General features: G+C 67.7%; 23 protein-coding genes. 9 read left to right on the top strand and 14 right to left on the bottom strand.

Annotated elements, in window-relative coordinates; genetic code table 11:
- The 4 genes from CEK29_RS08105 to CEK29_RS08120 all read right to left on the bottom strand — a co-directional run bounded on the left by CEK29_RS08105 (nucleotide 1) and on the right by CEK29_RS08120 (nucleotide 4,670).
- A complete protein-coding gene (locus tag CEK29_RS08105; protein WP_094857773.1) occupies nucleotides 1-753 on the bottom strand; it encodes an SDR family oxidoreductase in 753 nt (250 codons plus the stop codon).
- Between the two features lie 26 nt (nucleotides 754-779).
- A protein-coding gene (prfB, locus tag CEK29_RS08110) for a peptide chain release factor 2 (protein WP_141217894.1) occupies nucleotides 780-1,884 on the bottom strand; the annotation gives its coding sequence in 2 pieces (ribosomal slippage) (nucleotides 780-1,802 and nucleotides 1,804-1,884; 1,104 coding nt in all).
- Between the two features lie 162 nt (nucleotides 1,885-2,046).
- Nucleotides 2,047-3,747, bottom strand: a complete 1,701-nt coding sequence (gene recJ, locus CEK29_RS08115; protein WP_094799070.1) for a single-stranded-DNA-specific exonuclease RecJ — start codon at nucleotides 3,745-3,747, stop codon at nucleotides 2,047-2,049.
- Nucleotides 3,729-4,670, bottom strand: a complete 942-nt coding sequence (locus CEK29_RS08120; protein WP_094857774.1) for a hypothetical protein — start codon at nucleotides 4,668-4,670, stop codon at nucleotides 3,729-3,731. The genes recJ and CEK29_RS08120 overlap by 19 nt, the downstream gene beginning before the upstream one ends.
- Before the next feature lie 181 nt (nucleotides 4,671-4,851).
- On the opposite strand from CEK29_RS08120, the gene CEK29_RS08125 reads away from it, so the two are divergent.
- The 7 genes from CEK29_RS08125 (at nucleotide 4,852) to CEK29_RS08155 (ending at nucleotide 11,194) form a co-directional block, all read left to right on the top strand.
- Nucleotides 4,852-6,084, top strand: coding sequence for a lipoprotein-releasing ABC transporter permease subunit (locus CEK29_RS08125; protein ID WP_255176117.1), 1,233 nt, complete (start codon nucleotides 4,852-4,854; stop codon nucleotides 6,082-6,084).
- Nucleotides 6,077-6,781, top strand: coding sequence for an ABC transporter ATP-binding protein (locus tag CEK29_RS08130; RefSeq protein ID WP_094799073.1), 705 nt, complete (start codon nucleotides 6,077-6,079; stop codon nucleotides 6,779-6,781). The genes CEK29_RS08125 and CEK29_RS08130 overlap by 8 nt, the downstream gene beginning before the upstream one ends.
- Before the next feature lie 32 nt (nucleotides 6,782-6,813).
- A complete protein-coding gene (locus CEK29_RS08135; protein WP_094857776.1) occupies nucleotides 6,814-7,638 on the top strand; it encodes a TatD family hydrolase in 825 nt (274 codons plus the stop codon).
- Between the two features lie 95 nt (nucleotides 7,639-7,733).
- Nucleotides 7,734-8,081 carry a hypothetical protein gene (locus CEK29_RS08140; RefSeq protein WP_094799075.1) on the top strand — a complete coding sequence of 116 codons (348 nt, stop codon included), beginning with the start codon at nucleotides 7,734-7,736 and terminating at the stop codon, nucleotides 8,079-8,081.
- A gap of 42 nt (nucleotides 8,082-8,123) precedes the next feature.
- Nucleotides 8,124-9,035 (top strand): LysR family transcriptional regulator, encoded by a 912-nt coding sequence (locus tag CEK29_RS08145; RefSeq protein WP_094799076.1) that lies wholly within the window; start codon nucleotides 8,124-8,126, stop codon nucleotides 9,033-9,035.
- A gap of 122 nt (nucleotides 9,036-9,157) precedes the next feature.
- On the top strand, nucleotides 9,158-9,814 hold the full coding sequence (locus CEK29_RS08150) for a DUF4286 family protein (RefSeq protein WP_094857777.1): 657 nt from the start codon (nucleotides 9,158-9,160) through the stop codon (nucleotides 9,812-9,814).
- Nucleotides 9,815-9,877: 63 nt separating this feature from the next.
- Entirely contained in the window at nucleotides 9,878-11,194 is a 1,317-nt protein-coding gene (locus CEK29_RS08155; RefSeq protein ID WP_094799078.1) for an MFS transporter, read from the top strand.
- Between the two features lie 93 nt (nucleotides 11,195-11,287).
- On the opposite strand, the gene CEK29_RS08160 is transcribed toward CEK29_RS08155, so the two are convergent.
- Complete coding sequence (locus CEK29_RS08160) at nucleotides 11,288-12,448, bottom strand: acyl-CoA dehydrogenase family protein (RefSeq protein ID WP_094857778.1); 1,161 nt, start codon at nucleotides 12,446-12,448, stop codon at nucleotides 11,288-11,290.
- 83 nt (nucleotides 12,449-12,531) lie between these two features.
- Here CEK29_RS08160 and CEK29_RS08165 point away from each other — a divergent pair, with 83 nt between their 5' ends.
- Entirely contained in the window at nucleotides 12,532-13,440 is a 909-nt protein-coding gene (locus CEK29_RS08165; protein ID WP_094799080.1) for a LysR family transcriptional regulator, read from the top strand.
- A 9-nt stretch (nucleotides 13,441-13,449) separates the two neighbouring features.
- Here CEK29_RS08165 and CEK29_RS08170 read toward each other — a convergent pair whose 3' ends face one another.
- Nucleotides 13,450-14,397, bottom strand: coding sequence for a Bug family tripartite tricarboxylate transporter substrate binding protein (locus CEK29_RS08170; RefSeq protein WP_176456854.1), 948 nt, complete (start codon nucleotides 14,395-14,397; stop codon nucleotides 13,450-13,452).
- Nucleotides 14,398-14,670: 273 nt separating this feature from the next.
- On the opposite strand from CEK29_RS08170, the gene CEK29_RS08175 reads away from it, so the two are divergent.
- Nucleotides 14,671-16,227 carry an AMP-binding protein gene (locus CEK29_RS08175; protein ID WP_094857780.1) on the top strand — a complete coding sequence of 519 codons (1,557 nt, stop codon included), beginning with the start codon at nucleotides 14,671-14,673 and terminating at the stop codon, nucleotides 16,225-16,227.
- Nucleotides 16,228-16,293: 66 nt separating this feature from the next.
- On the opposite strand, the gene CEK29_RS08180 is transcribed toward CEK29_RS08175, so the two are convergent.
- The 8 genes from CEK29_RS08180 to CEK29_RS08215 form a co-directional block, all read right to left on the bottom strand.
- Complete coding sequence (locus CEK29_RS08180; protein ID WP_094857781.1) at nucleotides 16,294-17,091, bottom strand: hypothetical protein; 798 nt, start codon at nucleotides 17,089-17,091, stop codon at nucleotides 16,294-16,296.
- A gap of 62 nt (nucleotides 17,092-17,153) precedes the next feature.
- A complete protein-coding gene (locus tag CEK29_RS08185) occupies nucleotides 17,154-17,645 on the bottom strand; it encodes a GNAT family N-acetyltransferase (protein WP_094857782.1) in 492 nt (163 codons plus the stop codon).
- Between the two features lie 115 nt (nucleotides 17,646-17,760).
- Nucleotides 17,761-19,200 carry an NAD-dependent succinate-semialdehyde dehydrogenase gene (locus CEK29_RS08190; protein ID WP_094799085.1) on the bottom strand — a complete coding sequence of 480 codons (1,440 nt, stop codon included), beginning with the start codon at nucleotides 19,198-19,200 and terminating at the stop codon, nucleotides 17,761-17,763.
- Nucleotides 19,201-19,519: 319 nt separating this feature from the next.
- On the bottom strand, nucleotides 19,520-20,461 hold the full coding sequence (locus CEK29_RS08195) for an SMP-30/gluconolactonase/LRE family protein (RefSeq protein ID WP_094857783.1): 942 nt from the start codon (nucleotides 20,459-20,461) through the stop codon (nucleotides 19,520-19,522).
- 34 nt (nucleotides 20,462-20,495) lie between these two features.
- Nucleotides 20,496-21,482 (bottom strand): Bug family tripartite tricarboxylate transporter substrate binding protein, encoded by a 987-nt coding sequence (locus CEK29_RS08200; RefSeq protein ID WP_094857784.1) that lies wholly within the window; start codon nucleotides 21,480-21,482, stop codon nucleotides 20,496-20,498.
- A 25-nt stretch (nucleotides 21,483-21,507) separates the two neighbouring features.
- Nucleotides 21,508-22,473, bottom strand: a complete 966-nt coding sequence (locus CEK29_RS08205; protein ID WP_094857785.1) for a Bug family tripartite tricarboxylate transporter substrate binding protein — start codon at nucleotides 22,471-22,473, stop codon at nucleotides 21,508-21,510.
- A gap of 47 nt (nucleotides 22,474-22,520) precedes the next feature.
- On the bottom strand, nucleotides 22,521-23,474 hold the full coding sequence (locus tag CEK29_RS08210; RefSeq protein ID WP_094857786.1) for a Bug family tripartite tricarboxylate transporter substrate binding protein: 954 nt from the start codon (nucleotides 23,472-23,474) through the stop codon (nucleotides 22,521-22,523).
- Between the two features lie 80 nt (nucleotides 23,475-23,554).
- A complete protein-coding gene (locus CEK29_RS08215) occupies nucleotides 23,555-24,625 on the bottom strand; it encodes a cyclase family protein (RefSeq protein WP_094857787.1) in 1,071 nt (356 codons plus the stop codon).
- Nucleotide 24,626 lies beyond the last annotated feature (1 nt).

Below are 24,626 nucleotides of genomic sequence, written 5' to 3' on the forward strand. Positions count from 1 at the left end.
TCAGTTGTAATTGCGGATGTCGTCGATTTCGGTCTTGCCGAAATCGTCGCGATCGAGATAAGCGAGGATGCGCGCGGCCACGTCGGCGGGCGCCGACAGCTTGCCGGTGGCGTGGAATTCCTGGAAGCGCGCGAGCGCCGGAAAACTGGCTTCGTCGCTGGAACGGATGGTGGCCTGCATGTCGGTGTCGACGATGCCGGGGGCGAGCGAGACGGCGCGCACGCCCTGCGCGGCGTGTTCGGCGTTGAGCACGCGGGTATACATGTCGAGCGCCGCCTTGGTGGCGCAATACACACCCCAGCCGGCGTTGGGATTGCGGCCCGCGCCCGACGAGATGTTGATGATGCGCACGTCGGCGCCCTGGCCGCGCAGGGCCGACAGGAACCGCGCGGTCAGCAGCATGACGGCCGTGACGTTGAGGTTGAAGGCCGACGCGATGGCGCTGGCGTCGGTGAGCTCGGCGGTATTGGCCACCGGGTTGACCGTGCCGGCGTTGTTGATGAGCACATAACGGCGGGCCTGCTTCAGCGCCGCGGCCAGCCGCTCGGCCGTGGCGCCGGCCACGGCCAGATCCGACAGATCGACAGGCAGCTGCTCGAGCTCGACGCCCGCGGCGTTGGCCTGGGCGGCGAGGTCGGGATCAGTACGGCGCGCCAGCGTGACGAGGCGGGTACCGGGTTTGAGCAGGCCCCGCGCCAGGGCAGCGCCCAGGCCGCGCGAGGCGCCGGTCAGGATGGCAAGCGTGTCGATCATGTCGGATGGCTCCGGAGAGGTTGCGGTCAGACGCCTTGCTTCAGGCTGGCCTGGATGAAGGGATCCAGGTCGCCGTCCAGCACTTTCTGGGTGTTGGAGATTTCAACGTTGGTGCGCAGATCCTTGATGCGGCTCTGGTCGAGCACGTACGAACGGATCTGATGGCCCCAACCCACGTCGGTCTTGGAGTCTTCGAGCTTCTGCTGCTCGGCCATGCGCTTGCGCATCTCGAGCTCGTACAGCTTGGACTTCAGCATCTGCATCGCTTCGGCGCGGTTGCGGTGCTGCGACCGGTCGTTTTGGCACTGGACCACGATGCCGCTGGGCATGTGCGTGATCCGGACGGCGGAGTCGGTCTTGTTGATGTGCTGACCGCCCGCGCCGCTGGCCCGGTAGGTGTCGACACGCAGATCGGCCGGATTGACCTCGACCTCGAAGGACTCGTCGACCTCGGGGTAGACGAATACGCTGGCGAACGATGTGTGGCGGCCACCGGAGGAGTCGAACGGGCTCTTGCGCACGAGGCGGTGCACGCCGGTTTCGGTGCGCAGGTAGCCGAAGGCATATTCGCCTTCCATCTTGATGGTGGCGGACTTGATGCCGGCGACTTCGCCTTCGGACTCTTCGAGCACTTCGACCTTGAAGCCCTTGCGTTCGGCGTACTTCAGGTACTGGCGCAGCAGCATGGAGGCCCAGTCTTGGGCCTCGGTGCCGCCCGCGCCGGCCTGGATGTCGACGAAGCAGTTGAGCGGGTCGGCCGCGTTCGAGAACATGCGGCGGAATTCCAGCGTCTCGAGCTTTTCCTGGAAGCCGTTGGCATCGACCTCGATGGCTTCGAGCGTGGCGTCGTCTTCGTCGGCGGCGGCCAGTTCGAACAGCTCACGTGCGTCGGCCAGCCCCGAGCCGAGCTCGGTCAGCGTGCCCACGACGTCTTCGAGGGATTTCTTCTCACGGCCCAGGTCCTGGGCGTGCTTGGGGTCGTTCCAGACCGAGGCGTCTTCGAGCTCGGCGTTTACGACATGCAGGCGTTCGGATTTGGCATCGTAGTCAAAGATACCTCCGTAGAGCCTGTTCGCGCTCCGCGTAGTCGGCAAGGCGGGCGGCGATCTGGTTCTGACGTTCGGCTTCCATGATTGATCCTGGTGACTTTTATGCGAAACCTGGCATTTTAGCGTGCCTGAGCCCGTCTTGCTGCGGCAGGCGCCCGGTGCCCCCGCGGCCGGTGCTGCGCCGGCCGGTGCAGCGGCGGCCGGTGCCGCGCCGGCGCCGGCCGGACTGTCCCGCTGGCCGGCGTCAGCCGGCGTGTTCGATCACCAGCTGCACGGAGACCATGCCGTTCCAGACGTTCTGCTCCAGGCGGTAGGCCGCCTGGATCTGGGCGGGCAGGGACTGGTCGTGGCCGAACCAGATGGCGTCGAAGCGCTGCGCACCGCGCTCGAGTGAGAGCTTGAGGTGCTTTTCGCCGACCAGCCGCTGGCTGCGCACGGTGAATTCGTCGAGGAACAGCGGGGCCGCGAAACCCGCGCCCCAGACCTGTTGCTGCAGCAGGCCCGCGACTTCGGCATTGGCATAGCCCGTCTCGAGCGACCCGTCGGTTTCGATGAGGGGCTCGAACTGGTCGCGTCCGGTGAGTTCGCGCACGGCGGCCTCGAAGGCCGGCGCGAACTGCGCGAAACCGTCGCGTCCGAGCGTGAGGCCGGCCGCCATGGCGTGGCCGCCGAACTTGCGGATGAGCCCGGGGTGGCGCTTGGACACGAGGTCGAGCACGTCGCGCAGGTGCACGTCCGGAATCGAGCGGCCCGAGCCGCGGATTTCGTCGTCGCCGGCGGGCGCGAAGGCCAGCGTGGGCCGCCAGAATTTTTCTTTCAGGCGCGAGGCCACCAGTCCCACCACGCCCTGGTGCCAGCCCGGATCGTAGACGCAGACGGTGGCGCCGGCCGTGGCCTGGGGCGCTTCCATCGCCGCCATGGCCTGCTCGCGCATCTCGGCCTCGATCGTGCGGCGCTCGCGGTTGATGTTGTCGAGCTCGCGCGCCATGTTGAGCGCCTGGGCCTCATCGTCGGTGGTGAGGCAGGCGATGCCCAGGCTCATGTCGGCCAAGCGGCCGGCGGCGTTGATGCGCGGGCCGAGTGCGAAGCCCAGGTCGAAGCTGTTGGCATTGCGCGGCTCGCGGCCGGCCACGGCAAACAGCGCCCGCAGACCCGGCTGCATGCGGCCCGAGCGCATGCGCGCGAGGCCCTGCGTGACGAGCAGGCGGTTATTGGCGTCCAGCCGCACCACGTCGGCGACCGTGCCGAGCGCCACCAGATCGGCCAGCGCATCGAGGCGGGGCCCGCCGTCGGCGGCGTATACCCCACGGCGGCGCAGCTCGGCGCGCAGCGCCAGCATCATGTAGAAGATCACGCCCACACCGGCGAGGTTCTTCGACGGGAAGCCGCAGCCCGGCTGATTGGGATTGACGATGGCCAGCGCCGCCGGCAGCGTGTCGCCCGGCAGGTGATGGTCGGTCACGACCACGCCGATGCCGGCGGCATTCGCCGCGTCCACGCCCTCGACGCTGGCGATGCCGTTGTCCACCGTGATGATGATGTCGGGCTTGCCGTTGCGATGACGGCAGGCGAGTTCGATGACGGCGGGCGAGAGGCCATAGCCGGTCTCGAAGCGATTGGGCACCAGGAAATCGACATCGGCGCCCATGGCCGACAGCGCGCGCAGGCCGACCGCGCAGGCCGTGGCCCCGTCGCAGTCGTAGTCGGCCACGATCAACAGGCGCTTGTTGGCCTGGATCGCGTCGGCCAGCACGGACGCCGCGTGAGCGGAGTGCGTGAGGTGGGCCGGCGGCAGCAGCGCGGGCCAATTGAGACGGGTCTGGTCCGGGTGCGTGACGCCGCGGGCGGCCCACAGGCGCGCCAGCAAAGGATGGATGCCGGCGGCTTCGAGCGTTTGGCAGGCGTCGAAGGCGGCGGAGCGGACGGTTAGACGGGGTGTGACCACCAGGCGTTCCATTTGTGCTTGGGCGCGGGCAGCCATTTGGCCAGGCCCGAGCGCGGTTTGAGGGTGAGGCGGGCGCGGCGGTCGGCGCCCAGCAGCAGCAAGGTCAGCGGCTGGCGCGGCGCGTGACGCGCGTCGGCCAGCGGCGCGAGATGCTCGGCATCCAGGCGGGCCAGCGCCTCGAGCCAGCGGCCCCAGTCGCCTTCGCGATGCGAGCGCTCGAGCTCGGACAGGACCTGGGCCGGTTCGCCGGGCGTGAGCGTCCAGGGCAGGGCGCCGCCATAAAGCCAGAGACCATTGATGGGGGCGACGCCGCGCGCGGCGCGAGCCTCATTGACGGGCTGCTCGTGCCAGGCCATCTGAATATCGTTGAGCAGACGCCGCCACGGCCGCGTGGCGGCGTCGTGCTGCCACCAGGCGTCGAGCCGCTGGCCGGCCACGGCCGCGGGACTGGCGCTCCGCGGCGCGAGGCCGTCGGGCAGCCGCACGCGCCATCGGCCGGGGGCGAGACGCTCCACGCCAAAGCCCTGTTCGCCGAACAGGGGCGCGGCCAGCGCGTAGAGCGCGGCGTCTTCGTCCGCCCGCAGATCGAGTTGATCGGGCGGCATCAGCGTGGCCTGGTCGGTGCCGAGCGCAAGGTGGACCAGCTCGGCAAGCCAGACGGGCTCGCCGGGCCTGGCCTCGGGGGCGCGCAGCGGCCCGAGGCCGGCGCCGAGCGCCTGATCCGGGCCGGGCGCGAACCCGGCCTGGCCGAGCTGCCACGCCTCGAACGGCGTGCAGCCCTGGGCGCGCACATCGAACGATTCGGACTCGGCACGGCCGGCCTGCAACCAGGCATGCAGTACCGGCGCGCGTTGCGGCAGGTGCCGGGCGAGTTCGCCGGCCACGGAGAGGTCGGGCAGGGCGCCCGGGATCACGATCAGCATGGCGGCATTGTAGTGCCGCCGCCGGACCGGGCGCCGGGCGGAACAAATCGGCCCCGCCGCGCTCTGATGGAACAGGTAGCGACGGGTGCCGGGGCGGCACGCCGGGCGACTGCCGTTAATGCCATAATGCGCTGTGCTGAAAATACCTTACGAACTCTGGATTGGCGCCCGCTACGCGGGCATGGCGCGCCTCGGTCGGCGCAGCGGTCGCCGTGACCGCTTCATTTCCTTTATTGCCGCCACGTCGATGGCCGGGATCGGGCTGGGCGTTGCCGCCCTGATCGTGGTCCTGTCGGTGATGAACGGCTTCCAGAAGGAAGTGCGCGACCGCATGCTCTCGGTGCTGCCCCACATCGAACTCTACGTCCCGGGGGCCTTGCCCGACCGGGTGCTGGCGCAATGGGACCAGTTCGGCTCCGCGGCCAAACAGAATCCCGAGGTCCGGGGCGAGGCGCCCTTCGTCGCCGCCCAGGGCATGCTCGTGCGCGGCCAGGCGCTGCGCGGCGTGCAGGTGCGGGGTATCGATCCCGAGCGCGAGGGCAACGTCTCCGATCTGCCCAAGCAGATGGTGACCGGCAAAATCACCGACCTGAAGCCGGGCGGCTTCGGCGCCGTGCTCGGCAGCGACCTCGCCACCGACATGGGCGTGAAGGTGGGCGACACCGTGATGATGCTCGCGCCGCAGGGGTCCATCAGCCCCGCCGGCTTCGCGCCGCGCATGCGCCAGTTCACGGTGGTGGGCATTTTCTCGTCCGGCCATTATGAGTACGACTCGTCGCTCGTGTTCGTGGACGACGACGACGCCGCCCGCGTGTTCCGCGACAGCGGCACCGCCGGCGTGCGTCTGCGCATCGCCGACATGCAGCGCGCACCGCAGGTGGCCACCGAGCTGGCCAAGGTGCTGCCGCCCTACGTGATGGCATCGGATTGGTCGCGCAACAACCGCACCTGGTTCGCGGCCGTGCAAACCGAAAAGCGCATGATGTTCCTGATCCTCGCGCTGATCGTGGCGGTGGCGGCGTTCAACCTGCTGTCGTCGCTCGTCATGGCCGTCAAAGACAAGCAGTCCGACATCGCGATCCTGCGCACCCTGGGCGCCGGCCCGGGAGAAGTCGCGCGGATATTCCTCGTGCAGGGCGCCCTGATCGGCGTGGTGGGCACCATCGCGGGCGTGGCCGGCGGCATGCTGATCGCGTACAACGTCGACGTGATCGTGCCTTTCATCGAAGGCCTGTTCGGCGTGCATTTCCTGCCGCGCGAGATCTATTTCATCAGCGCGCTGCCCTCAGATCCGCAAGTCAACGACATCGCCATCATCGGCGTGACCTCGCTGGTGCTGTCGCTGCTGGCCACCCTTTACCCCAGCTGGCGCGCGTCGCGCCTGCAACCGGCACAGGTGCTGCGCCATGACTGATACTTCCCGCGAACTGACGCCGCCGCCGGCGCTGCTGGCCGAGCACCTGACCAAGGTCTACGACGAAGGCCCCGAGCGCATCCTGGTGCTCGACGATGTGTCGCTCGCCGTCGAGCGTGGCGAGATGGTGGCCATCGTCGGCGCCTCCGGCTCCGGCAAGAGCACGCTGCTGCACATCCTGGGCCTGCTCGACGTGCCGTCCGAAGGTACGGTGCATGTCGACGGCGTGGATTCCCATGGTCTGTCGGAGGCGCGCAAGAGCGCGCTGCGCAACCGCAGCCTCGGCTTTGTCTATCAGTTCCACCATCTGCTGCCGGAGTTCTCGGCGCTGGATAACGTCGCGATGCCGCTGATCGTGCGCCGGGTCGATCGCGAGACGGCGCGCAAAGAGGCGCGCGAGGTCATCAAGCTGGTCGGTCTGGCGGCGCGCGAGGGGCATTTCCCCGGGCAGTTGTCGGGCGGCGAGCGGCAGCGCGTGGCCCTGGCGCGCGCGCTCGTGACGCGGCCGGCCTGCGTGCTGGCCGACGAGCCCACCGGCAACCTCGATCGCCACACCGCGCAGGCCATGTTCGAGCTGCTCACCCGCGTCAACCAGGAATCGGGTACGGCCTTTGCTATCGTGACCCATGACCCGGAGCTGGCGGCGCGTGCCGATCGCCAGCTGCACATGGAAAACGGGCGCCTGCTGGCCGGTTGAACCGGGCAGGCGTCCTGCCAGCGGAGCCGCGCGTGTTCATCGATACCCATTGCCATCTCGACGCCGCCGAGTTCGATCCGGACCGGCTGGACGTCGCGCACGCCGCGCAGGATGCGGGGGTGGGCGCGATCGTGATTCCGGCCATCGAGGCGGCCAACTTCGAGACAGTGGCCACGCTGGCCGGCCAGTTCGAAGGCGGGACCTACGCACTCGGTATCCATCCGCTGTATGTGGCCCGGGCCCACGACGCCGACCTGGACGTGCTCCGGCGCGCCATCGAGGCGGCCTTGCCCGATCCGCGCTTTGTCGCGATCGGCGAGATCGGCCTGGACTTCTTCGTCAAGGACATCGCCAGCGGCGCGCCGCGCGAACGCCAGGAGCGCTTCTACGCCGCCCAGCTCGCGCTGGCCGCCGAGTACGGCCTGCCAGTGCTGCTGCATGTGCGCCGCTCGCAGGACATTCTGCTCAAGTATCTGCGCCGCCAGCGTGATCTGGTGGGCGGCATCGCCCATGCCTTCAATGGCAGCGCCCAGCAGGCGCAGGCCTTTGTCGAACACGGCTTCGCGTTGGGCATGGGTGGCGCGATGACGTTCGAGCGCGCGCTGCAGATCCGCCGGCACGCGACGGACATCCCGCTCGAGCATCTCGTGCTCGAAACCGATTCGCCCGATATCCCGCCCGCCTGGCTGCACGAGCCGGATCGCCGCAACACGCCCGCGCATCTGCCGCGCATCGGCGCGGTGCTGGCCGAACTGCGTGGCGCCGATGTGGCCGAGATCGAGGCGGGCACGACCGCGGCCGCGCGCCGCGTGCTGCCCCGGCTGGACGCCTGGCTGGCCGGGCGCGACGCGCACTGACCGATGTGCATGGGGCTTCCGTCCCCGCGCGCGGACGGCGATAATCCTGCGTATTGCCGCCGCATGCCGGCCCTTGACCTCCAGGAGATGTTGTCATGAAGAAGCTCAGCACCGAAGATCTGCAGGCCGCTGTTGAGATCCTGCGCCGGGTGCAGCAGCGTCTGGCGCGCGCGGGCGAGTTGCCGCTCGAGCCCACGTTGTATCAGTGCGCCAAGGGCTACAAACGGTCGCTGGCCAAGTATCTCTGGACCTGGCTCTCGGGGCTGCTCGCGCCGCAAAAGAGCCTGGCGCTCTGGCTCGACGTGCACCAGACCGGCTGGCGCCAGGGCAAGACGCCCGCGGCCGCGGTCTATGCGCGTGCCGAACATCAATGGTTCGAATGGTTGATCGCCGAGCTCCAGCGCGAGATCGACGATCCGCACGAGCGCGCGCGCCGCGCCTGAACCCTTGCGGGCTGACCGGCCAGCGGGGCCTGGATTGTCGTCATGAATACGCGTTTCGTCGAAGCTTTTTTGTGGTCCGCGCGGCTGGGCAGTTTCCGCGCGGCCAGTGATCGCCTGCACATCACGCAGGCCGCGGTGGCCAACCGCATCGCCTCGCTGGAAGAAGACATCGGCGCACGGCTGTTCGACCGGGACGCCAAGGAGCTGCGCCTGACCGCGGTGGGCACGCGCCTGCTCGACTACGGCGAGCGGCTGCTCGAGTTGCGCCAGCAGATCCTGTCGCTGGGCCGCAGCGCCGACGAGGTTTCGGGCCTGGTGCGTATCGGCGTGATCGAGACGGTGGTGCATACCTGGCTCATCGGTTTTCTCACGAACCTGCGCTCCACCTATCCGGGCATCGAGGTGCAGCTGACTTCGGAGACCACCCGCGCGCTGCATCGCGGCCTGCGCGAGGGCTCGCTGGATATCGCGCTGCAGACCGATGCGGTCACCGAGGCGGGCATCGTGAATGTGCCGTGCCTGCCCATGGAGATGGGGTGGGTCGGTCCGGCGGGCAGCGACGAGAGCGTTCGTGTCGAAGACCTGCTGCGCGAGCCGGTGCTGACCATGAGCCCGGGATCGCAGCCGCACGAAGCACTGAAGGCCTTGTATCGCGACGCCGGCATCCCGTTGGGCAAGGTGCATTGCGTGAGCTCGATCGCGGCGCTCGCCAAACTGGTGCGCAGCCATTTCGGCCGGGCGCTGGTGCCGCTGCCGCCGATCTATGAGTATGTGGGCCGCGGCGAAGTGCAGATCCTGCGCACCGATCTGCCGGTGCCGCCGCAGCGGCTGGTGGTGAGCTACCTCGAGGGCGCGGCCTCCGATGCCATCCGCCTTGTCGCCGAGCTGGCCTGCCTGGCCTCGGATCAGTTCACCACCTCGGTGAAGGCCCCGCGTTTGGGTAGCACGCAATAGGGCTTACCCTGAGTTCGCGCGTATAAATTTTATTGCGCGCTCAACAAAATAACTCGTTTGTCCGGGTCGGGGCCCCGGCGGGAAGATAACGGCTTCCGTCATCAAGGAAGGCGTTACCTGCCATGAATTCCAAGTCCGAACTCTCTCCCCCGAACGGCATGCTCTTCGTCGCCACCGACGTGGACGCCGCCGAGGAACTCGATTTCAACCGCTGGTACGACCGTGAACACGTCGAAGAGCGGGTGCGTATTCCCGGCTTCGTGTCCGGTGCGCGTTACTCGAGCGTGGAGGGCGGCCGCAAGTATCTGGGCCTGTACCGCACCGAATCGCTCGGCGCGTTTACCACCGACGCCTATCGCGCGGCCTTTGGCCAGCAGACGCCCTGGTCGGTGACCAACCTGGATCGCATGCGCAATCCGATGCGCCGCGTGTGCGCCGTCGAGGGCGCCGTGGGCTTTGGCAGCGGCGCACACATCGTGGTGCTGCCGCTGGATGGCGCGGTGCAGGCCGAGTCCGCCGCGCGCCTGGGCGAAACGCTCGCCGGGCAGGATGGCTTCGTGCACTCGTACCTGCTGACGCCCGACAACACGCTGAGCTCGCCGCTGCCGCGCGAGTCGACCGAGAACCGTCAGCTGCTGCCGATCTTCGTGGTGGAGGCCAGCACGGCCGTGGCCGCGCGTGCGTTGCGCGAGCAGGCCGCCAAGGCCCTCGGGGTGCCGGCCGCACAGGGTTGGCTGCTCGAACTCGGCTGGAAACTCACGACCGCCGACCTGGGCTGAGCACCGAAGAACTCTCGACCGCGCCATCTGTGAGCGCGCGCGCAACATGCAAGGGACACTGCCATGGCAGAACACACACTGAACGCACCGGCTGAACACGCCGAAGGCGACAAGCACAAGATGCGTCGACTGGCGCTGGCCAGCTCGGTGGGCACCACGCTCGAATGGTATGACTTCACCGTCTACAACCTGATGGCCGCGCTGGTCTTCAACGCGATCTTCTTCCCGTCGTTCGATCCGCTCACGGGAACCATCCTGGCCTTCTCGACCTACGCGGTGGGCTATATCTCGCGGCCGCTGGGCGGTTTCGTGTTCGGTCACCTGGGCGACCGTCTTGGCCGCAAGTTCGTGCTGGTGGCCACGCTCGTCATCATGGGCGTGTCGACCGGCCTGATGGGCCTGCTGCCCACTTACGCCACCTGGGGCCTGTGGGCGCCGGTGGCGCTGGTGGCGCTGCGTTTCGTGCAGGGCGTCGCGCTGGGTGGTGAATGGGCCGGCGCGGTGCTGCTGTCGATGGAGCATGGCAAGCCGAATCAACGTGGCCGCAACGCCTCGTTCACCCAGGTGGGTCCGTCGTGCGGCACGCTGATCGGCACCGGTTTCATCGCCGTGATCTCGGCCCTGCTGTCGCCGGAAGAGTTCCAGGCCTGGGGCTGGCGCATTCCGTTCATCTCGAGCGTGGCGCTGGTGCTGTTCGGCCTGTGGCTGCGCCGCGGCGTGGAAGAAACGCCGGTGTTCCGCGAGATGGAAGAGAAGCGCGAGACCGCCAAGACGCCGATCAAGGAGGTGCTGGTCACGTACTGGCGCCAGCTGCTGATCGCGGGTGGCTCGCGCATCGGCAGCGACGTGCTGTACGCACTGGTCGTGGTGTTCACGCTGACCTACGTGACGACGGTGCTGAACCTGTCGCGTCCGCTGGCCCTGACGGCCACGATGATCGGCGCGGGCGTCAATGCCGTGACCGTGCCGCTCTTCGGTGCGCTGTCCGACAAGATCGGCCGTCGTCCGGTGTACCTGGCCGGTGCCGTGCTGGGCATGGCCTGGGCGTTCGTGTTCTTCTTCCTGATGGACCAGGCCAGCCCGTTTCTGATCTGCATCGCCGTGGTCGGCGGGCTGCTGATCCACGCCATGATGTACGGCCCGCAAGCCGCGTTCGTGACCGAGCAGTTCCCGGGACGCGTGCGCTATGCCGGTTCGTCGCTGGCTTACACGCTCGCCGGTATCGTCGGCGGCGGCTTTGCTCCGCTGATCATCGCGAGCCTGTTCAAGTCGTGGGGATCGACCCTGGCCGTGTCGCTGTACGTCGTGTTCGCGCTGGCGCTGACCGCCGTGTCGCTGCTCGCGGCGCGCGAGACCGCCAAGCGGCCGCTGCAGCAGTAAGGCAGCAGGTCGGCATGAACGCCCGCCGGATCGAGAGGTCCGGCGGGCGTTGTCCATTCTGAGTCGTGTGGGACTCGATCTCCGGCAGGCCGATCAAGCCAGCAGTCCTTTCGCGATGGTGTTGCGCTGGATCTCGCTGGTACCGGTGACGATGCGGTAGAGCCGCAGCCGCCGGAAGATGAACTCGACGGGGTGGTTCTTGGTGACGCCGACGTTGCCGTGGATCTGCATGGCCTTGTCTGCGATCTCGAAGCAGCGCTCCGAGACGAACAGTTTGCACATGGCGGCGAGCTCCCTGACGTCCTCGCCCGCGTCCGCGCGCTCGGCCGCTGCCAGGACCATCTGCTCGCAGGCATACAGCGCCGTCGCCATGTCGGCCAGCATGTGCTGGATGGCCTGGAACCGACTGATGGGCCCGCCGAACTGCTGGCGTGTCTTGGCGTAGTCCAGGGCCATGCGAAATGCCTGGCGCGCCAGGCCGATCATCGTGGGGCAGTGGAGCAGCCGATTCACACTGATGCGGTTCATGGCGATGCGAAAGCCCCCACCGGCCGTGCCGATCAGGTTCTTCCTGGGCACCCGCACCTTGTCGAGCACAATGTCGGCATCGACATACTGGCCGGTCATCGGGACGCAGTCGAAGGTTAGCCGCACGCCGGGTGCGTCGAGATCGATCAGCAGGGCCGAGATGCCATCGACGCCTTTGTCCGGGTCTGTCACGCACAGGGTGACGGCGAAATCAGCGAAGGTCGATGCGGAGATGTAGTGTTTGACGCCCGTGACGATGTAGTCGTCGCCGTCTTCCACAGCCAGCGTGTGCAGATTGGTGGCGTCCGATCCGGACTGCGGCTCCGTCATGGCAAAGCACGCACCACGTTCGGCGCGGATCACCGGCATGATGTATCGCTCGAGCTGGTAGGGCGTGGCGTGGGCGACGAGATTGCCGATCCGCGACGGCCCGCCCCAGTCGCCCAGCACATGGGGAAACAGGATGGCGCCGGACGCCGCGACATCGTCTTTCAGCACGCACAGATCGCGGTAGGGCAGGTCCTGACCGCCCAGATCGCGGGGCAACTGCAGGCCATACAGACCCAGTTCGCGGGAGCGCCGCCAAACGGACCTGACCAGTTCGCGGGAGAATTTATCCTCATAGCCAAGCCCGAGCGAGCGTTCGAGGGGGATCAGCTCGTCGTGCAGGTAGTGATGCAGGCGCTCACGTAGCGCGGCAAGGGGCGGGGCAGGCTGGATCATCATGTCTCCTTGGGATAGTGCCAGCTTGACAGCGTTCCTAGCGTTCGCAATTATCGTCTTCTGTTTCTTGATAACCAGGCGGAATCATGCGGCTCGAGGATCTGGACTACTTTCTGGCGGTCGCGCGGGCGGGCCATGTGGGACGCGCCGCCGATGGCATGGGTATCAGTCAGCCCGCGCTGACCAAGGGCATACGTCGCCTGGAAGAGGCGCTGCAACTGCAGCTGTTCGTGCGCACGCCCAAGGGGATGGAGCTCACCATGCCGGGCAAGGTGTTCTATCAGCGCAGCCTGCAGGCGCGCCGCGATCTGGACGACGCGCTGCGGGAGGCGGGCGATCTGCATCGCGGCAGCATCGGGCTCGTCAGGGTGGGCGTGACGCCCTTGCTGGTCGACCCCGTCTTTAATGGCGCCTGCGTGGATCTGATGGCACAACGGCCAGCGGCCAAGATCAATGTGACGGTCTCGCTCAACGACGCGCTGATCCCCGCGCTGCGGCAGGGGCAGCTCGACTTCTCGATCAGCTCGCTACACGATTCCGCGGCGCCCGCGGAGTTCGATCGAATTCCCCTGTTTCGCGACAGCCTGTTCGTTGCCGCGCGGGCGGGGCATCCGCTGTTCGACCGAGCAAAGATTCGTTTCGATCATCTGATCGGGTTTGGCTGGATGTTGCCTGGCCTGCAGGTGGCTTCGCGGCGCTGGCTCGAAACGCGTTTCGAGCAGCGGGGAGCCGCGCCTCCCGAGATCGTGATCGAGTCGAATTCGTCGGTATCGAGCCTGGTGAGTGTGCTGCACGGCACGGATCTGCTGACCGTGATCAGCGAGATTACGCTGCGCTCCGAGGCAGGCAAGGGACTCTCGGCGGTACCGCTGGAGGATGTGACCTGGCATCGCGAGATCGGCATCATGACGCGACGCGGCGGTTATCTGTCGCCGCTGGCGCAACGGTTCATCGAAATTCTGCGCGAGCGCGCGGCAAAGCGCGCCGCGCGCTGACGCGGCCGCTCAGTTTGCCTGCAGCCCCAGCTTCTGGATCAACGGGCCGTATCGGTTCGACTCGTCGGCGATCATTTTGCGAAAGTCGTCCGGCGTGCCCGCGATGGGCGTGAACGACTGAGATTGCAGGGCCTCCTTGATGGCCTCCTGAGCCACCGCATTGTTCAGCGCAAGATTGAGTCGATCGATGATGGCCTGGGGCGTTCCCTTGGGAACGGCGATGCCGCCCCAACTGCCGCTCTCGAAGCCTGCATAGCCCGCCTCCGCGACCGTGGGCACCTTGGGCAGGGAAATGGCCCGCTGCGCGCTCGTCACCGCGATAGGCCGCACCTTGTCGCCCTGGATGAAGGGCAGGGCAGGCGCAACCGCGATGATGCCCACGCCGACCTGCCCGCCCACCAGGTCATTGAGCATGTTGCTGCCGCCCCGGTACGGCACATGCACGGCGTCGATGCCGAAGTGCTGCTTCACCGCTTCGAAGGTGAGATGCATCGACGAGCCGACGCCGGGACTGCCGTAGCTGAGCTTGCCCGGGTTCGCCTTGGCATACGCGGCGAGTTCGGCCAGGTTGTGAATCGGCAGGCTGCTGTTGACCAGGATCACGTGCGGCGACACGCTGATGCCGCCGACGGGGACGAGGTCGGTAATCGGGTCGAACGGCAACTTGGGGCTCAAGTGCTTGGCGATCGCGAAGTTGCCGCCGTATTCCAGTAGCGTGTAGCCGTCGGGCGCCGCGCTGGCGGCCTTGGCGCCGCCGATGGTGCCCCCGCCTCCACCCACGTTTTCCACGATGATGTTTTGACCGAGCTCGCGGCCGAGCGGCTCGGCGACCAGCCGGGCGATGTAGTCGAACTGGCCGCCGGCGGTGAATGGAACGATCAGCCGGATGGGCCGGCTGGGGTAGTCCGCCGCACGCGCCAGCGCGGGCTGCAAGAGGGTCAGCGCCGCGGCGAACATGACGAGGATCGCGCGCAGCAGGGGCCTCGGACGGGAGTCGGGTAGGTACACAGTTGTCTCCTGATTTGGAATGTCACGCCAGGCTGTCGTAGTCGCCTGTTGCCACCTATTTGACGCGCCCGATTCCGCCTCGCGATGCCGCAATGGCTGATTTCGATAATCAGCGGGCATCGAGTCGGCCGATAACGCTGCGGTATCGGAAACGCATGCGGCGTTATGCCATGGCCCGACCGCTTGCCTCACGATGCCGCTACACATCGACGGAGGCTTTCCATGAATCAAGGACGATATACCACCCGCAACGCGGCGTACTGGCGCGACCGTCCCGCCATCATCCACGGTGATCGGACGGTGAGTTTCGGCCAGTTGGAAACCCGCTCCAATCGCCTGGCCAACGCCCTGTTGGGCCTGGGTCTGGTCAAGGGGGACCGCGTGGCCATTCAGGCCTGGAACTGCGCGGAAATCATCGAGCTCGAGTGCGCGCTGTACAAGGCCGGATTGGTGAAAGTGGCGCTGAACGCACGGCTCTCTCTGCGCGAGGTCGTCGAGACAGTGAACAATGCGCAGGCTGGCGTATTCATCGTCGACCCTGCACACGGGGATGGCGTGGCCGAGATCGCGGGCGAGTTGACGGCGGTCCGGCACATGATCGTGACTGGGGGCGCGTCGATGCACGGATGGACGTCGTACGAATCGTTCATCGAAGCCGGTGCCGATCGCAACCCGGATGTCGACATGGCGGCCGATGATCTGGCGGTACTGCACTTTACGTCCGGCTCCACCGGCAAGCTCAAGGCGGCCATGCAGACTGTGGGCAACCGTATGGCATCGCTGCGCAAGGTGGTGATGGGTCGCATGCGGGCCAACCCCGGCGAGGTGCTGGCGCTTGCGGGACCGATCACACATGCGAGTGGCATGTTCATGCAGCCGTTTCTATTCCAGGGCGGCACGATCCTGCTGCACGACCGATTCGATCCCGAGACATTCCTGGCGTCGGCGGCGCGGCATCGCGCTGCCTTCAGCTTCATGGTGCCCACCATGGTCAACATGCTGATCGCCGAACCCAGTCTGCACCGGCACGATCTGAGCGCGTTGCGGCAGATTTCCTATGGCGGCGCGCCCATGGCGCCGGCGCGCATCCGCGAGGCCTGGGACGCGCTGGGGCCGAAGCTCAGCCAGGGCTACGGCACCGGTGAAACCACCGGCGGCCTGGCGCTGTTGAGCACGCTCGACCATGCGCATGCGCTCGCGTCATGCCCGGAGCGGCTGTCGTCTTGCGGCCGCCTTTTTGGCGAGGGGGAGCTTGTGCTGGCGGACGAGGCGGGCAGGCCGGTGGCACAGGGCGAGGTGGGCGAAATCACCGTGCGCGGCCCGGACGTGTTCGCGGGGTATTGGGGCGAGCCGGAACTGTCTGCCCAGGCGCTGCGCGACGGCTGGCTGCACACGGGCGACCTCGCCCGAATGGACGATGAAGGATTCGTCTACATCGTGGATCGCAAGAAAGACATGATCATCACCGGCGGGTTCAACGTGTATCCCACCGAAGTGGAGCAGGCGCTGTATCAGCATCCCGATGTGTACGAGGCCTGCGTGTTCGGCATCCCGGATGATAAGTGGGGCGAGGCGATCAAGGCGGTGCTCGTGCTCAAGCCCGGTGCACGAACCGGCGAGGCCGAGCTGATGGCGCACTGCCGCGCGCATCTGGCGGATTTCAAGAAGCCGCGCAGTATCGACATCGTGGCAGAGCTGCCCAAGAACGCGAACGGCAAGCTCGCGCGCAAGCCGTTGCGCGACGCCTACTGGGAGGGGCAGGAACGCAAGGTGGGGTGAAATGGCTGTCGTGTGAACCGCAGGCCGCCTGTGCGGCCGCGTCCGCTCCGGCGCCGGAACACGCGGTCATAGATGCCGATGACTGCATCCCATCGGCACACCCAGCATCTCGCCGATCGCGTTCGCCAGGTTTCTCGCGCTGGCTTCGTCCAGTCCGTCGGTGCGGATCATGCGGTAGCCGAACGCGAAGCTGTATTGCCAGTCGAGCTCGAGGATGGTGTACGCGCGGCCGTCGGGGGCGTGCCACTGGACGGTCGGGTCGGCGTAGGCCGCGCCGATGAAGTCGAGATAGCTGCCGTAGGGCGGCAAGTCGTCGAGGGGCTGGGTGCTGCCGGGCAGCGTGGGTACGCTGAGGTTCTCACCCACGTGGACCGCGGGATCGGGGCCCTCATAGGCGAGCAGCAGCAGCCCGAACGGGCGCGGGTCCGCGTCGTAGGCTTGCGCGGCATCCGGGCTCATGAGGGCGCGGGCGGCGGGGCCCATGCGGTAGTACGGGCTGCGCCAATCGCTGCCTTCATTGTCGGCGAAGGTATTGTCGAAGGCGATGCCGCGGGAGATGAGCAGCGCCAGCGTGTCGGCCATGCCCGCGTTGGCATGCAGCGGCAGATCCGCGGGCAGGGCGCCCGCGCGCATGTAGAGCGCCAGCACGTCGGCCGGCGTGCGCGTGCGGGCGTCGTATTGGTAGTCACAATAGAGCGCGCGGGAGAGCCGCAAGCTCAGGTTGTCTAACTCCCGCGGCGGAACACCGTCTCCTTCGGGCTTGAGCACATAACCCTGTTCGCGCAGGCGCGCCTCGAGGGCGCGCCAGTCGGGGGCCGGCAGGTGCGGATGCAACGGGAAGAGAAACTGATGGTGTTCGGACATCGCGGCGTCGGCCTCCTCGTGAGGGCCTCATCGTAAACGAAGTACGCGTGCGCGCTGCGCGTTCAGAGCGTCATCACCATCTCGTGCCACGCCATGCCGCCGTGGTCGGAGGCCGACGGGCGCACATAGGTATAGCCGAGCTTTTCGTACAGCGGCACGTGGCGGTCTTTGCACATGAGGTGGATGGTGGCCTTGCCCATCGCGCGATTGCGGGCGATGAACTCGTGCATCAGGCGCGCGGCGTGGCCCTTGCCCTGTTCGGCGGGATCGATCACGACCGACATGATGACGACGTTGGGCGCGGCCGGATCGTGGCCGACCAGTTCCTTGAACGCCTCGTCCGACATCACCACCTCGTGCGCGCAGCCCGAGTTGATGAAGCCGATGACGCGGCCGTCCTGCTCCAGGATCAGGAAACCTTCGGGATACTGGGCGATGCGGGTGACGATCTTGGCGTGCGTGGCGGCTTCGTCGCCTTCGTAGGCGGAGATTTCGATGTCGTAGCAGCGGTCGGCGTCGGCGGGGCGGGCGGGGCGAAAAAGGAGGTTGCTCATGATGCGGGCGTGAATTGAATGGCGGCGGACATGGTACAGCGGCGCGCGTGTCCCAAAGAAAAACGGGCCTTGCCCGAAGGCAAGACCCGTCAGTGTCGAGCAGTGGCCTGAGTGATCAGACGCCGACCACCGACACCGCCTTGGTGACGAGGTAGGGCTCGAGGGCTTCGAAACCGCCTTCGGTGCCGTAACCAGAGTCTTTCACGCCGCCGAACGGCAGTTCGGCCGAGGGCGTGGCGGGCTGGTTGATCCAGACCATGCCGACTTCCAGGCGACGCGACAGTTCGGTGACGTTCTTGAACGACTTGGTGAACGCGTAAGCGGCCAGGCCGAACGGCAGGCGGTTGGCTTCGTTGATGGCCTCGTCGAGCGACTCGAAGCTGCGCACGGCGGCGACCGGGCCGAAGGGCTCTTCATTGAAGATGTCGGCGTCCAGGGGCACGTCGGTCAGGACGGTGGGCGCGAAGAAGTTGCCGGCGGTGCCGATGCGTTGGCCACCGGTGGCCACGCGGGCGCCCTTTTCGGCGGCGTTTTTCACGATCTTGTCCATGGCGGCCAGACGGCGGTCGTTGGCCAGGGGGCCGAGCGTCGTGCCGTCAGCCAGGCCGTCGCCGAGCTTGAGCTTCTCGGCCTGGGCGATGAAGGCCTGCTCGAAGGCGGACTTCACGTCTTTGTGGACGAGGAAGCGAGTGGGCGAAATGCAGACCTGGCCGGCGTTGCGGAACTTGGCGCCACCGGCTGCCTTGACGGCGAGCTCGACGTCGGCGTCTTGAGCCACGATCACCGGCGCGTGACCGCCCAACTCCATCGTGACGCGCTTCATGTGCTGGCCGGCCAGGGCGGCGAGCTGCTTGCCGACCGGGGTCGAGCCCGTGAAGGTGATCTTGCGGATGACCGGGTGAGCGATCAGGTAGCTCGAGATCTCGGCGGGCGAGCCGAACACCAGGCCCACGACACCCTTGGGGATGCCGGCATCGACGAAGCACTGCAGCAGGGCGGCAGGCGAGGCGGGGGTTTCTTCAGGGGCCTTGACCAGGAACGAGCAGCCCGAGGCCAGCGCGGCGCCGATCTTGCGCACGATCTGGTTGACCGGGAAGTTCCAGGGGGTGAAGGCGGCGACGGGGCCCACGGGCTCCTTCAGCACCATCTGCGTGGCGGCGGCGTTGCGCGCCGGAACCAGGCGGCCGTAGATGCGCAGCGCTTCGTTGGCGAACCAGTCGATGATCTCGACGCCGGCCAGGATTTCACCGCGCGCTTCGACCAGCGGCTTGCCTTGTTCTTGCGTGAGCAGGCGGGCGATGTCGTCGGCGCGTTCGCGCAGCAGCACGGCGGCCTTGCGCATGATGGCGCAACGTTCGTGGGCCGACATGGCGCGCCAGGTTTCGAACCCGCGCTGCGTGGCTTCGACAGCCAGGTCCAGATCTTCGCGGCTGGCGCTGGCGACCTGACCGATCTTGCCACCCGTGGCAGGGTTGACGACGTCGATGCGCTTGTTGCCCTTGGCTTCGCGCCACTCGTTGTCGATCAACAAGAGGGTGTCGGGGTAACTGCTCATGGGTGCTCCTAAGTTGAATGGGGAACTACGGTGCAGGTCGTCGGGCAATGCGCAGCACTGCGGCGGCCACAAGCGTCTAGTGTAAACAGGGCAGGGGCCTGGAGGCGAGGGGCAGCGCGATTGGCCCCGGAGACCATGGAGCCAAGGTCATGAGGCGGCGGTGCCCGCAGGACGCGCTAAGTCATGGAAAACGTTGGATATTGTCGCGTTGCGGCGAGTCGATGGGGGCGGATTACGCCGCGGGTCGGCGTGCCGCGAGACTTCATATTCTGTTACGGGGGGCGGGAAAACTGGCCCGGGAGCCGGGCCGGCGGCGCGCTCAGGGCGACGATCCCGCGGGTCTGGTCACGCCACGCGCCAGCGGCAGACCGGCATGCGGCGCCTGGGCGGTCAGGATCGCGCCAGTCGTGGAGTCGGTGCAGTACACCGTGCGGCCGTCGGCGCCGCCGAACGCGAGGTTGGTGGTGGACTGGCCCGCCGGGCTGCGCCAGATGATGCGCGGCTCGGCGCGGTGGTCGAGCAGCCACACGTAGCCCAGTCCCGGGTTGCAGACCAGCAGGTTGCCCTCGGTGTCCACGGCCAGTCCGTCGGGCCCGCTCGGGCCGTGCGAAGTGAAGAACTGGCTTACCTTGCTCACGCTGCCGTCCGGCAGCAGCGGCACGCGCCAGACGCAATTGCCGCGCGTGACGGCAAGATAGAGCACGCGGCCGTCGGGCGAGAGCGCCACGCCGTTGGGGCTGGGCACGTTCGCAAGCAGCAGGTCGAGCTGGCCATCGGGGCGCAGCCGGTAGAGGCGGCCGCTGGGATCGTGCAGCCCGCTCTGGCCCTGGTCCGTGAAGTACAGATTGCCCTGCGCGTCGAAGATCAGATCGTTCACGCCCTTGAAGCGCTCGCTGTTGCGCCGCTGCAGGAACGGCGTGACCTCGCCGGTACGGACGTCCAGCTTCATCAGGCCGTTTTTGTAATCGGTGATGAGCAGGTGCGTGTCGTCGATGAACTTCATGCCGTTGGGCTCGCCGTCGTACTCGGCGACGACCGACCATTCACCCGCGGGAGAGACGCGGAAGACGCGGCCCCACGGGATGTCGGTCACGTAGAGATTGCCGGCGCGATCGAACACCGGGCCTTCGAGAAACGAGTCCGCGGGCACGCCGCCGCGATTGGCGTCGGCCCAGTCGCTGCGGCGCGCGCGGCGCAGCGACTCGGGAAGCGAGGTCCAGATCTCGAACTCGATGAGTTCGGGAGGGTTCAGATAGAACATGCGGTTTCCTTGGGCGGTGGGCGATCGCGCGGGATCACTTGGCGTCGAAGCCGATGGTGCGGGCGACGTTGCCCCACATCGTATTGCTGTCGGCCAGGATGCGGGTGAACTCGGCGGTGTCGGCCGCGCGCGGCTCGGCGCCCATCTTGGTGGCGAACGCCTTCATCTCGGGCGACGCCATGGCTTTGGCCACTTCGCGCTGCAGCCGGGCGGACACTTCGGCGGGCGTGCCCTTCGGCACCCAGAGTCCGGTCCAGTTCACCACGCCGAAATCCTTGACGCCGGCCTCGGCGAAGGTGGGGACGCCGGGCAGCACGGCCAGGCGCTTGTCGCCGCTGACGGCCAGCAGCCGGAGTTGTCCGCCCTGCACCGGGCCCATGATGCCGGTGGTGGAGGCGAACTGGAAATCGATGGTCTTGCCCATCACCGCCTGCGTGGCCTCGGCGGCGCCTTTGAAGGGTACGTGCATGAACTTCGCGCCGGTCGCCGCGGCCAGGCCTTCGGCGGCGAAGTGCGGCGTGGTGCCCGGTCCGCCCGAACCATAGGTGACGAGGCCGGGCTTGGCCTTGCCCTGCGCGATCAGGTCGCCCAGCGTGCGATAGGGGCTGTCGGCGGAGACGGCCAGACCCATGGGTGCGAATACGAACGCCGAGACGGGTTGCAGGTCCTGCGCCGGATCGAACGGCAGCTTCTTGAAGATATGCGGCAGCAGGGAATAGGTGGTGTCGTTGGCCACCAGCGTGTAGCCGTCGGGCGTGGCGCGGGCCACCTGGCTGACGCCGATGGTGCCGGTGGCGCCGGGCTTGTTCTCGACGACGAAGGTCTGGCCGGTCTGCGTGGACAGCATCTGCGCCATCTTGCGCGTGGCGACATCGACCGCGCCGCCGGGACCGTAGGGCACGACGATATGCACGGGACGCTCAGGCCAGGTGTCGGCGGCCTGCGCGGCCGGCAGCCACGGCGCGGTGAAGGGAAGGACGGCGAGCGCCAAGACGGCGCCGGTGCGGGAAAAGCGGATCATGGTTGTCATCCTCGTTATTCGTGGCTCAGTCGGCTTTCAGGCCGAGCTCGTTCGCCAGCTTTTGGTAAGTATCGATCTCTTGCGACAGCTGTGTGGTGAATGCGTCGCCGCAGGTCTGACGCGGCTGCACGCCGAGCGCATCGAGACTGGCCCGGGTGGCGGGCGCCTGGGCGAAGTCACGCGCTACTTTTTCGAGCGTGGCGCGCACGTCCTGCGGCAGGCCGGCGGGGGCGAGCACGCCGTACCAGGCGTCGGCCGAGTAGCCCGGCACGCCGGCCTCGGCGAAGGTCGGCACCTGCGGCAGTTGGGGCAGACGCTGCGGCGCGGCGACGGCCAGGGCGGTGAGCTTGCCGGCCGTCACCTGCGGCAGCACCGAGCCCAGCGTCGCGAACGAGCTGTCGACCTGGCCGCCCATCAGGTCCGAGATCGCCTGCGCCGCACCCTTGTAGGGAATGTGATTCATCTGCGTCTGGGTCAGGCGCTGAAACTGTTCGGTCGCGAAATGGCCAGAGCTGCCGGTGCCGGGCGTGGCGTAGGTAATGCGGCCCGGCGCCTCGCGCACCTTGGCCAGAAACGCATCGAGTGAGTTCACGCCCATCGCGGGGCTGGTGACCAGCACGGTGGGGCTCACGGCGAAGGCGCAGAGCGGCGTGAAGGATTTGAGCGCGTCGAACTTCACCCGGTTGCTGTAGAGCGCCGGAATCATGGTGTGATTGGTCGCGCCGACCAGCAGCGTGTAGCCGTCGGGCGCGGCCTTCGACACCGCCTCGGCGGCCAGGATCGTGTTGGCGCCGGGTTTATTCTCGACGACGAAGGTCTGGCCGAGCGCCTGGCCGGCGTACGACGCGAACGCGCGCGCCACCACGTCGGTCGGGCCACCGGGCGAGAAGCCGACCACGACGCGCACGGGGCGCTCGGGATAGGCCGCATGCGCGGTCGCGCCGCAGGCGGCGGCAATGGCCAGGCTCAGCGCGAGCAGGGGTTTGTTCATGTTTGTCTCCTGATGCGGATGGATCGCATGACGCGGCTCGCGCCGCGTCATTCTTTGGTGATGCCGGCGCGTGCCAGGATGCCGGCCGAGCGCTGCATCTGGTCGTCGATAAAGGCCTTGAATTCGGTGGCGCTGGAGCCGACCGGCTCGGCGCCGAGGTCCTGCAGGCTCTTGCGCACGGCGGGGTCCTGCAGCACGGCGCGCAGCTCGGTCTCGATGCGTGACGCCACCTCGGCGGGCAGGCCCGCGGGAGCAAGCACGCCATTCCACTCGTACACCGCGTAGTCGGGCACGCCGCTCTCGGCGACCGTGGGCACGTCGGGCAGCGCCTCGACCCGTTTGGGCGAGCTCACGGCCAGCGCGCGCAGCTTGCCGCTTTTCATCAGCGGATACGACGCGGCCATGTTGCTGAACATCATGTCGGTCTGGCCGCCCATGAGATCGGTGAGCGCGGGCGCGCCGCCCTTGTAGGGGATGTGCGTGAGCGCGATGCGGTTGCCCTGCGCGAACCAGGCGGCGGCGATGTGCTGCGCGGTGCCCTGGCCCGGCGTGGCGAAGGTGAGGTGGCCGGCCCTGGCCGCCGCCGTCAGGTCCGCCACCTTCTGGTACGGCGCTTTGGCGGCGACGACGAGCAGGTTGGGCGTGAGGCTGACGAGCGAGATCGGCTGGAAATCCCGCTTGCTGTCGTAGCTGAGCGACTTGTACAGCGAGGGATTGATGGCGAACGCGGTGGCATCGTAGAGCAGCGTGTAGCCGTCGGCCGCGGCGTGCGCCACATTGGCGGCGCCGATGGTGCCGCTCGCGCCGGGACGGTTTTCGACCACGACGGTCTGTTGCAGGCGGGTGCCCAGGGCCATGGCGACCAGGCGGGCCTGGGCGTCGGCCGCGCCACCGGCCGAGTAGGGCACCACCAGCTTGATCGGACGCTCGGGATACTGCGCCGGGGCGCCGCCGGCGGACAGGGCCAGGACCGCGGCCAGGATAGGACGGATAAAAGACATGGTGTCTCCTCGTGAGAGGGCGGTCGCGCGGCCTGTGCCGGCCGCTGCGCCGCGGGGCGTAAGGTTTCGGGTTGGCGGACTCAGACGGTGGCGATAGGCGTGGCCGGCGAGCCGACGGCGCCGGGCAGGCGCAGCGGCGGTGCGGTCAACAGAAAGCGATGGCGGCCATGTTCGCGCAGCCAGCGGGCCAGCGGCGTGAGCCACCACAGTTCGCCCAGGTGGATACCGTTCTTGAACAGGCAGTGTTCGTGCAGCGGCAGGCGCGGCCGGCGCAGCGGCGAGCCACCCCCTGCGAGATTGAGCGGCTGCGGCAGCTCGACCGCCGGGTTGTCCGCGATCAGGCAGGCCAGGCGCACGTCCACGATCCACCGCAGCAGACGCGCGTCATTGCCGTCGAGGCCACTGCCGGTCGCGTGCAGGTGCGCGACATCGGGCTGGCGGTTCATCGACATCAAGGTCTCGCCGAAGCCGGTGTGCAGGCACACCATGTCGCCGGACTCGATCTCGACGCCGTCGGCTTCGAGGATGCGCATGAGCGCGTCGTAGCCCACGGCGGTACGCGTGCGGCCCACGTGCGCTTCCAGGTCGATCATCACCGCGCGACCCTGCGCGCCGTGCTCGGCCAGGTGCTCGATGCCGAGCGCATCGGCGCGCGGACCCGGGAAGCGGGCCCAGTCGGCGGGTGCCCGCGGATCTTCGGTGGCCGCGTGCACGTGTTCGCCGGCGCGGTAGCCGTTGTAGAACACGGCTTCGTCATGGCCATCGCCGTCGGCATCGAAGCGGCTGCCCATGTGGGCGAGGCTGTCCCACTGGGTGGAGTACTGCGTGTTCATGAGCAGCACATCGTCGCAGACCACGTCGGTGAGCTGCGGATCTTCGGACGCATACGACCAGCAGTAGCCCTGCACGCCGGCGCTCTTGCCGTCGCGCAGCGTGGCATAGCGTTGCGGCGGCAGACGCCGGGGATTGAGCGCCATGCCGCCCGGCACGTCGAGCGGGAGTGACAGGCAGAACGTCAGCCCCTCCCGCGCCTCGGCGATGCCTTGCAGCACCTTGGCGCGGTCCACCAGATTCATGCGGCCGCGCTGATCATCGGGGCCGAATTCGCCCCAATGACTGTCGGGCGGCGCGTGTTTCCAACGTTGCGACATG

It is taken from the genome of Bordetella genomosp. 5, from assembly GCF_002261475.1.
Lineage (GTDB): Bacteria > Pseudomonadota > Gammaproteobacteria > Burkholderiales > Burkholderiaceae_B > Bordetella.

Excerpts from the sequence above, each read along its gene's own strand:
- CEK29_RS08190 (WP_094799085.1), bottom strand. The coding sequence starts at position 19,200 with ATGAGCAGTTACCCCGACACCCTCTTGTTGATCGACAACGAGTGGCGC.
- CEK29_RS08210 (WP_094857786.1), bottom strand. The coding sequence starts at position 23,474 with ATGTCTTTTATCCGTCCTATCCTGGCCGCGGTCCTGGCCCTGTCCGCC.
- CEK29_RS08120 (WP_094857774.1), bottom strand. The coding sequence starts at position 4,670 with ATGCTGATCGTGATCCCGGGCGCCCTGCCCGACCTCTCCGTGGCCGGC.
- CEK29_RS08215 (WP_094857787.1), bottom strand. The coding sequence starts at position 24,625 with ATGTCGCAACGTTGGAAACACGCGCCGCCCGACAGTCATTGGGGCGAA.
- CEK29_RS08160 (WP_094857778.1), bottom strand. The coding sequence starts at position 12,448 with ATGATGATCCAGCCTGCCCCGCCCCTTGCCGCGCTACGTGAGCGCCTG.
- CEK29_RS08180 (WP_094857781.1), bottom strand. The coding sequence starts at position 17,091 with ATGTCCGAACACCATCAGTTTCTCTTCCCGTTGCATCCGCACCTGCCG.
- CEK29_RS08185 (WP_094857782.1), bottom strand. The coding sequence starts at position 17,645 with ATGAGCAACCTCCTTTTTCGCCCCGCCCGCCCCGCCGACGCCGACCGC.
- CEK29_RS08200 (WP_094857784.1), bottom strand. The coding sequence starts at position 21,482 with ATGATCCGCTTTTCCCGCACCGGCGCCGTCTTGGCGCTCGCCGTCCTT.
- CEK29_RS08150 (WP_094857777.1), top strand. The coding sequence starts at position 9,158 with ATGAATTCCAAGTCCGAACTCTCTCCCCCGAACGGCATGCTCTTCGTC.
- CEK29_RS08175 (WP_094857780.1), top strand. The coding sequence starts at position 14,671 with ATGAATCAAGGACGATATACCACCCGCAACGCGGCGTACTGGCGCGAC.
- CEK29_RS08155 (WP_094799078.1), top strand. The coding sequence starts at position 9,878 with ATGGCAGAACACACACTGAACGCACCGGCTGAACACGCCGAAGGCGAC.
- CEK29_RS08145 (WP_094799076.1), top strand. The coding sequence starts at position 8,124 with ATGAATACGCGTTTCGTCGAAGCTTTTTTGTGGTCCGCGCGGCTGGGC.
- CEK29_RS08195 (WP_094857783.1), bottom strand. The coding sequence starts at position 20,461 with ATGTTCTATCTGAACCCTCCCGAACTCATCGAGTTCGAGATCTGGACC.
- CEK29_RS08205 (WP_094857785.1), bottom strand. The coding sequence starts at position 22,473 with ATGAACAAACCCCTGCTCGCGCTGAGCCTGGCCATTGCCGCCGCCTGC.
- CEK29_RS08165 (WP_094799080.1), top strand. The coding sequence starts at position 12,532 with ATGCGGCTCGAGGATCTGGACTACTTTCTGGCGGTCGCGCGGGCGGGC.
- CEK29_RS08125 (WP_255176117.1), top strand. The coding sequence starts at position 4,852 with ATGGCGCGCCTCGGTCGGCGCAGCGGTCGCCGTGACCGCTTCATTTCC.
- CEK29_RS08140 (WP_094799075.1), top strand. The coding sequence starts at position 7,734 with ATGAAGAAGCTCAGCACCGAAGATCTGCAGGCCGCTGTTGAGATCCTG.
- CEK29_RS08105 (WP_094857773.1), bottom strand. The coding sequence starts at position 753 with ATGATCGACACGCTTGCCATCCTGACCGGCGCCTCGCGCGGCCTGGGC.
- CEK29_RS08170 (WP_176456854.1), bottom strand. The coding sequence starts at position 14,397 with ATGTTCGCCGCGGCGCTGACCCTCTTGCAGCCCGCGCTGGCGCGTGCG.
- CEK29_RS08130 (WP_094799073.1), top strand. The coding sequence starts at position 6,077 with ATGACTGATACTTCCCGCGAACTGACGCCGCCGCCGGCGCTGCTGGCC.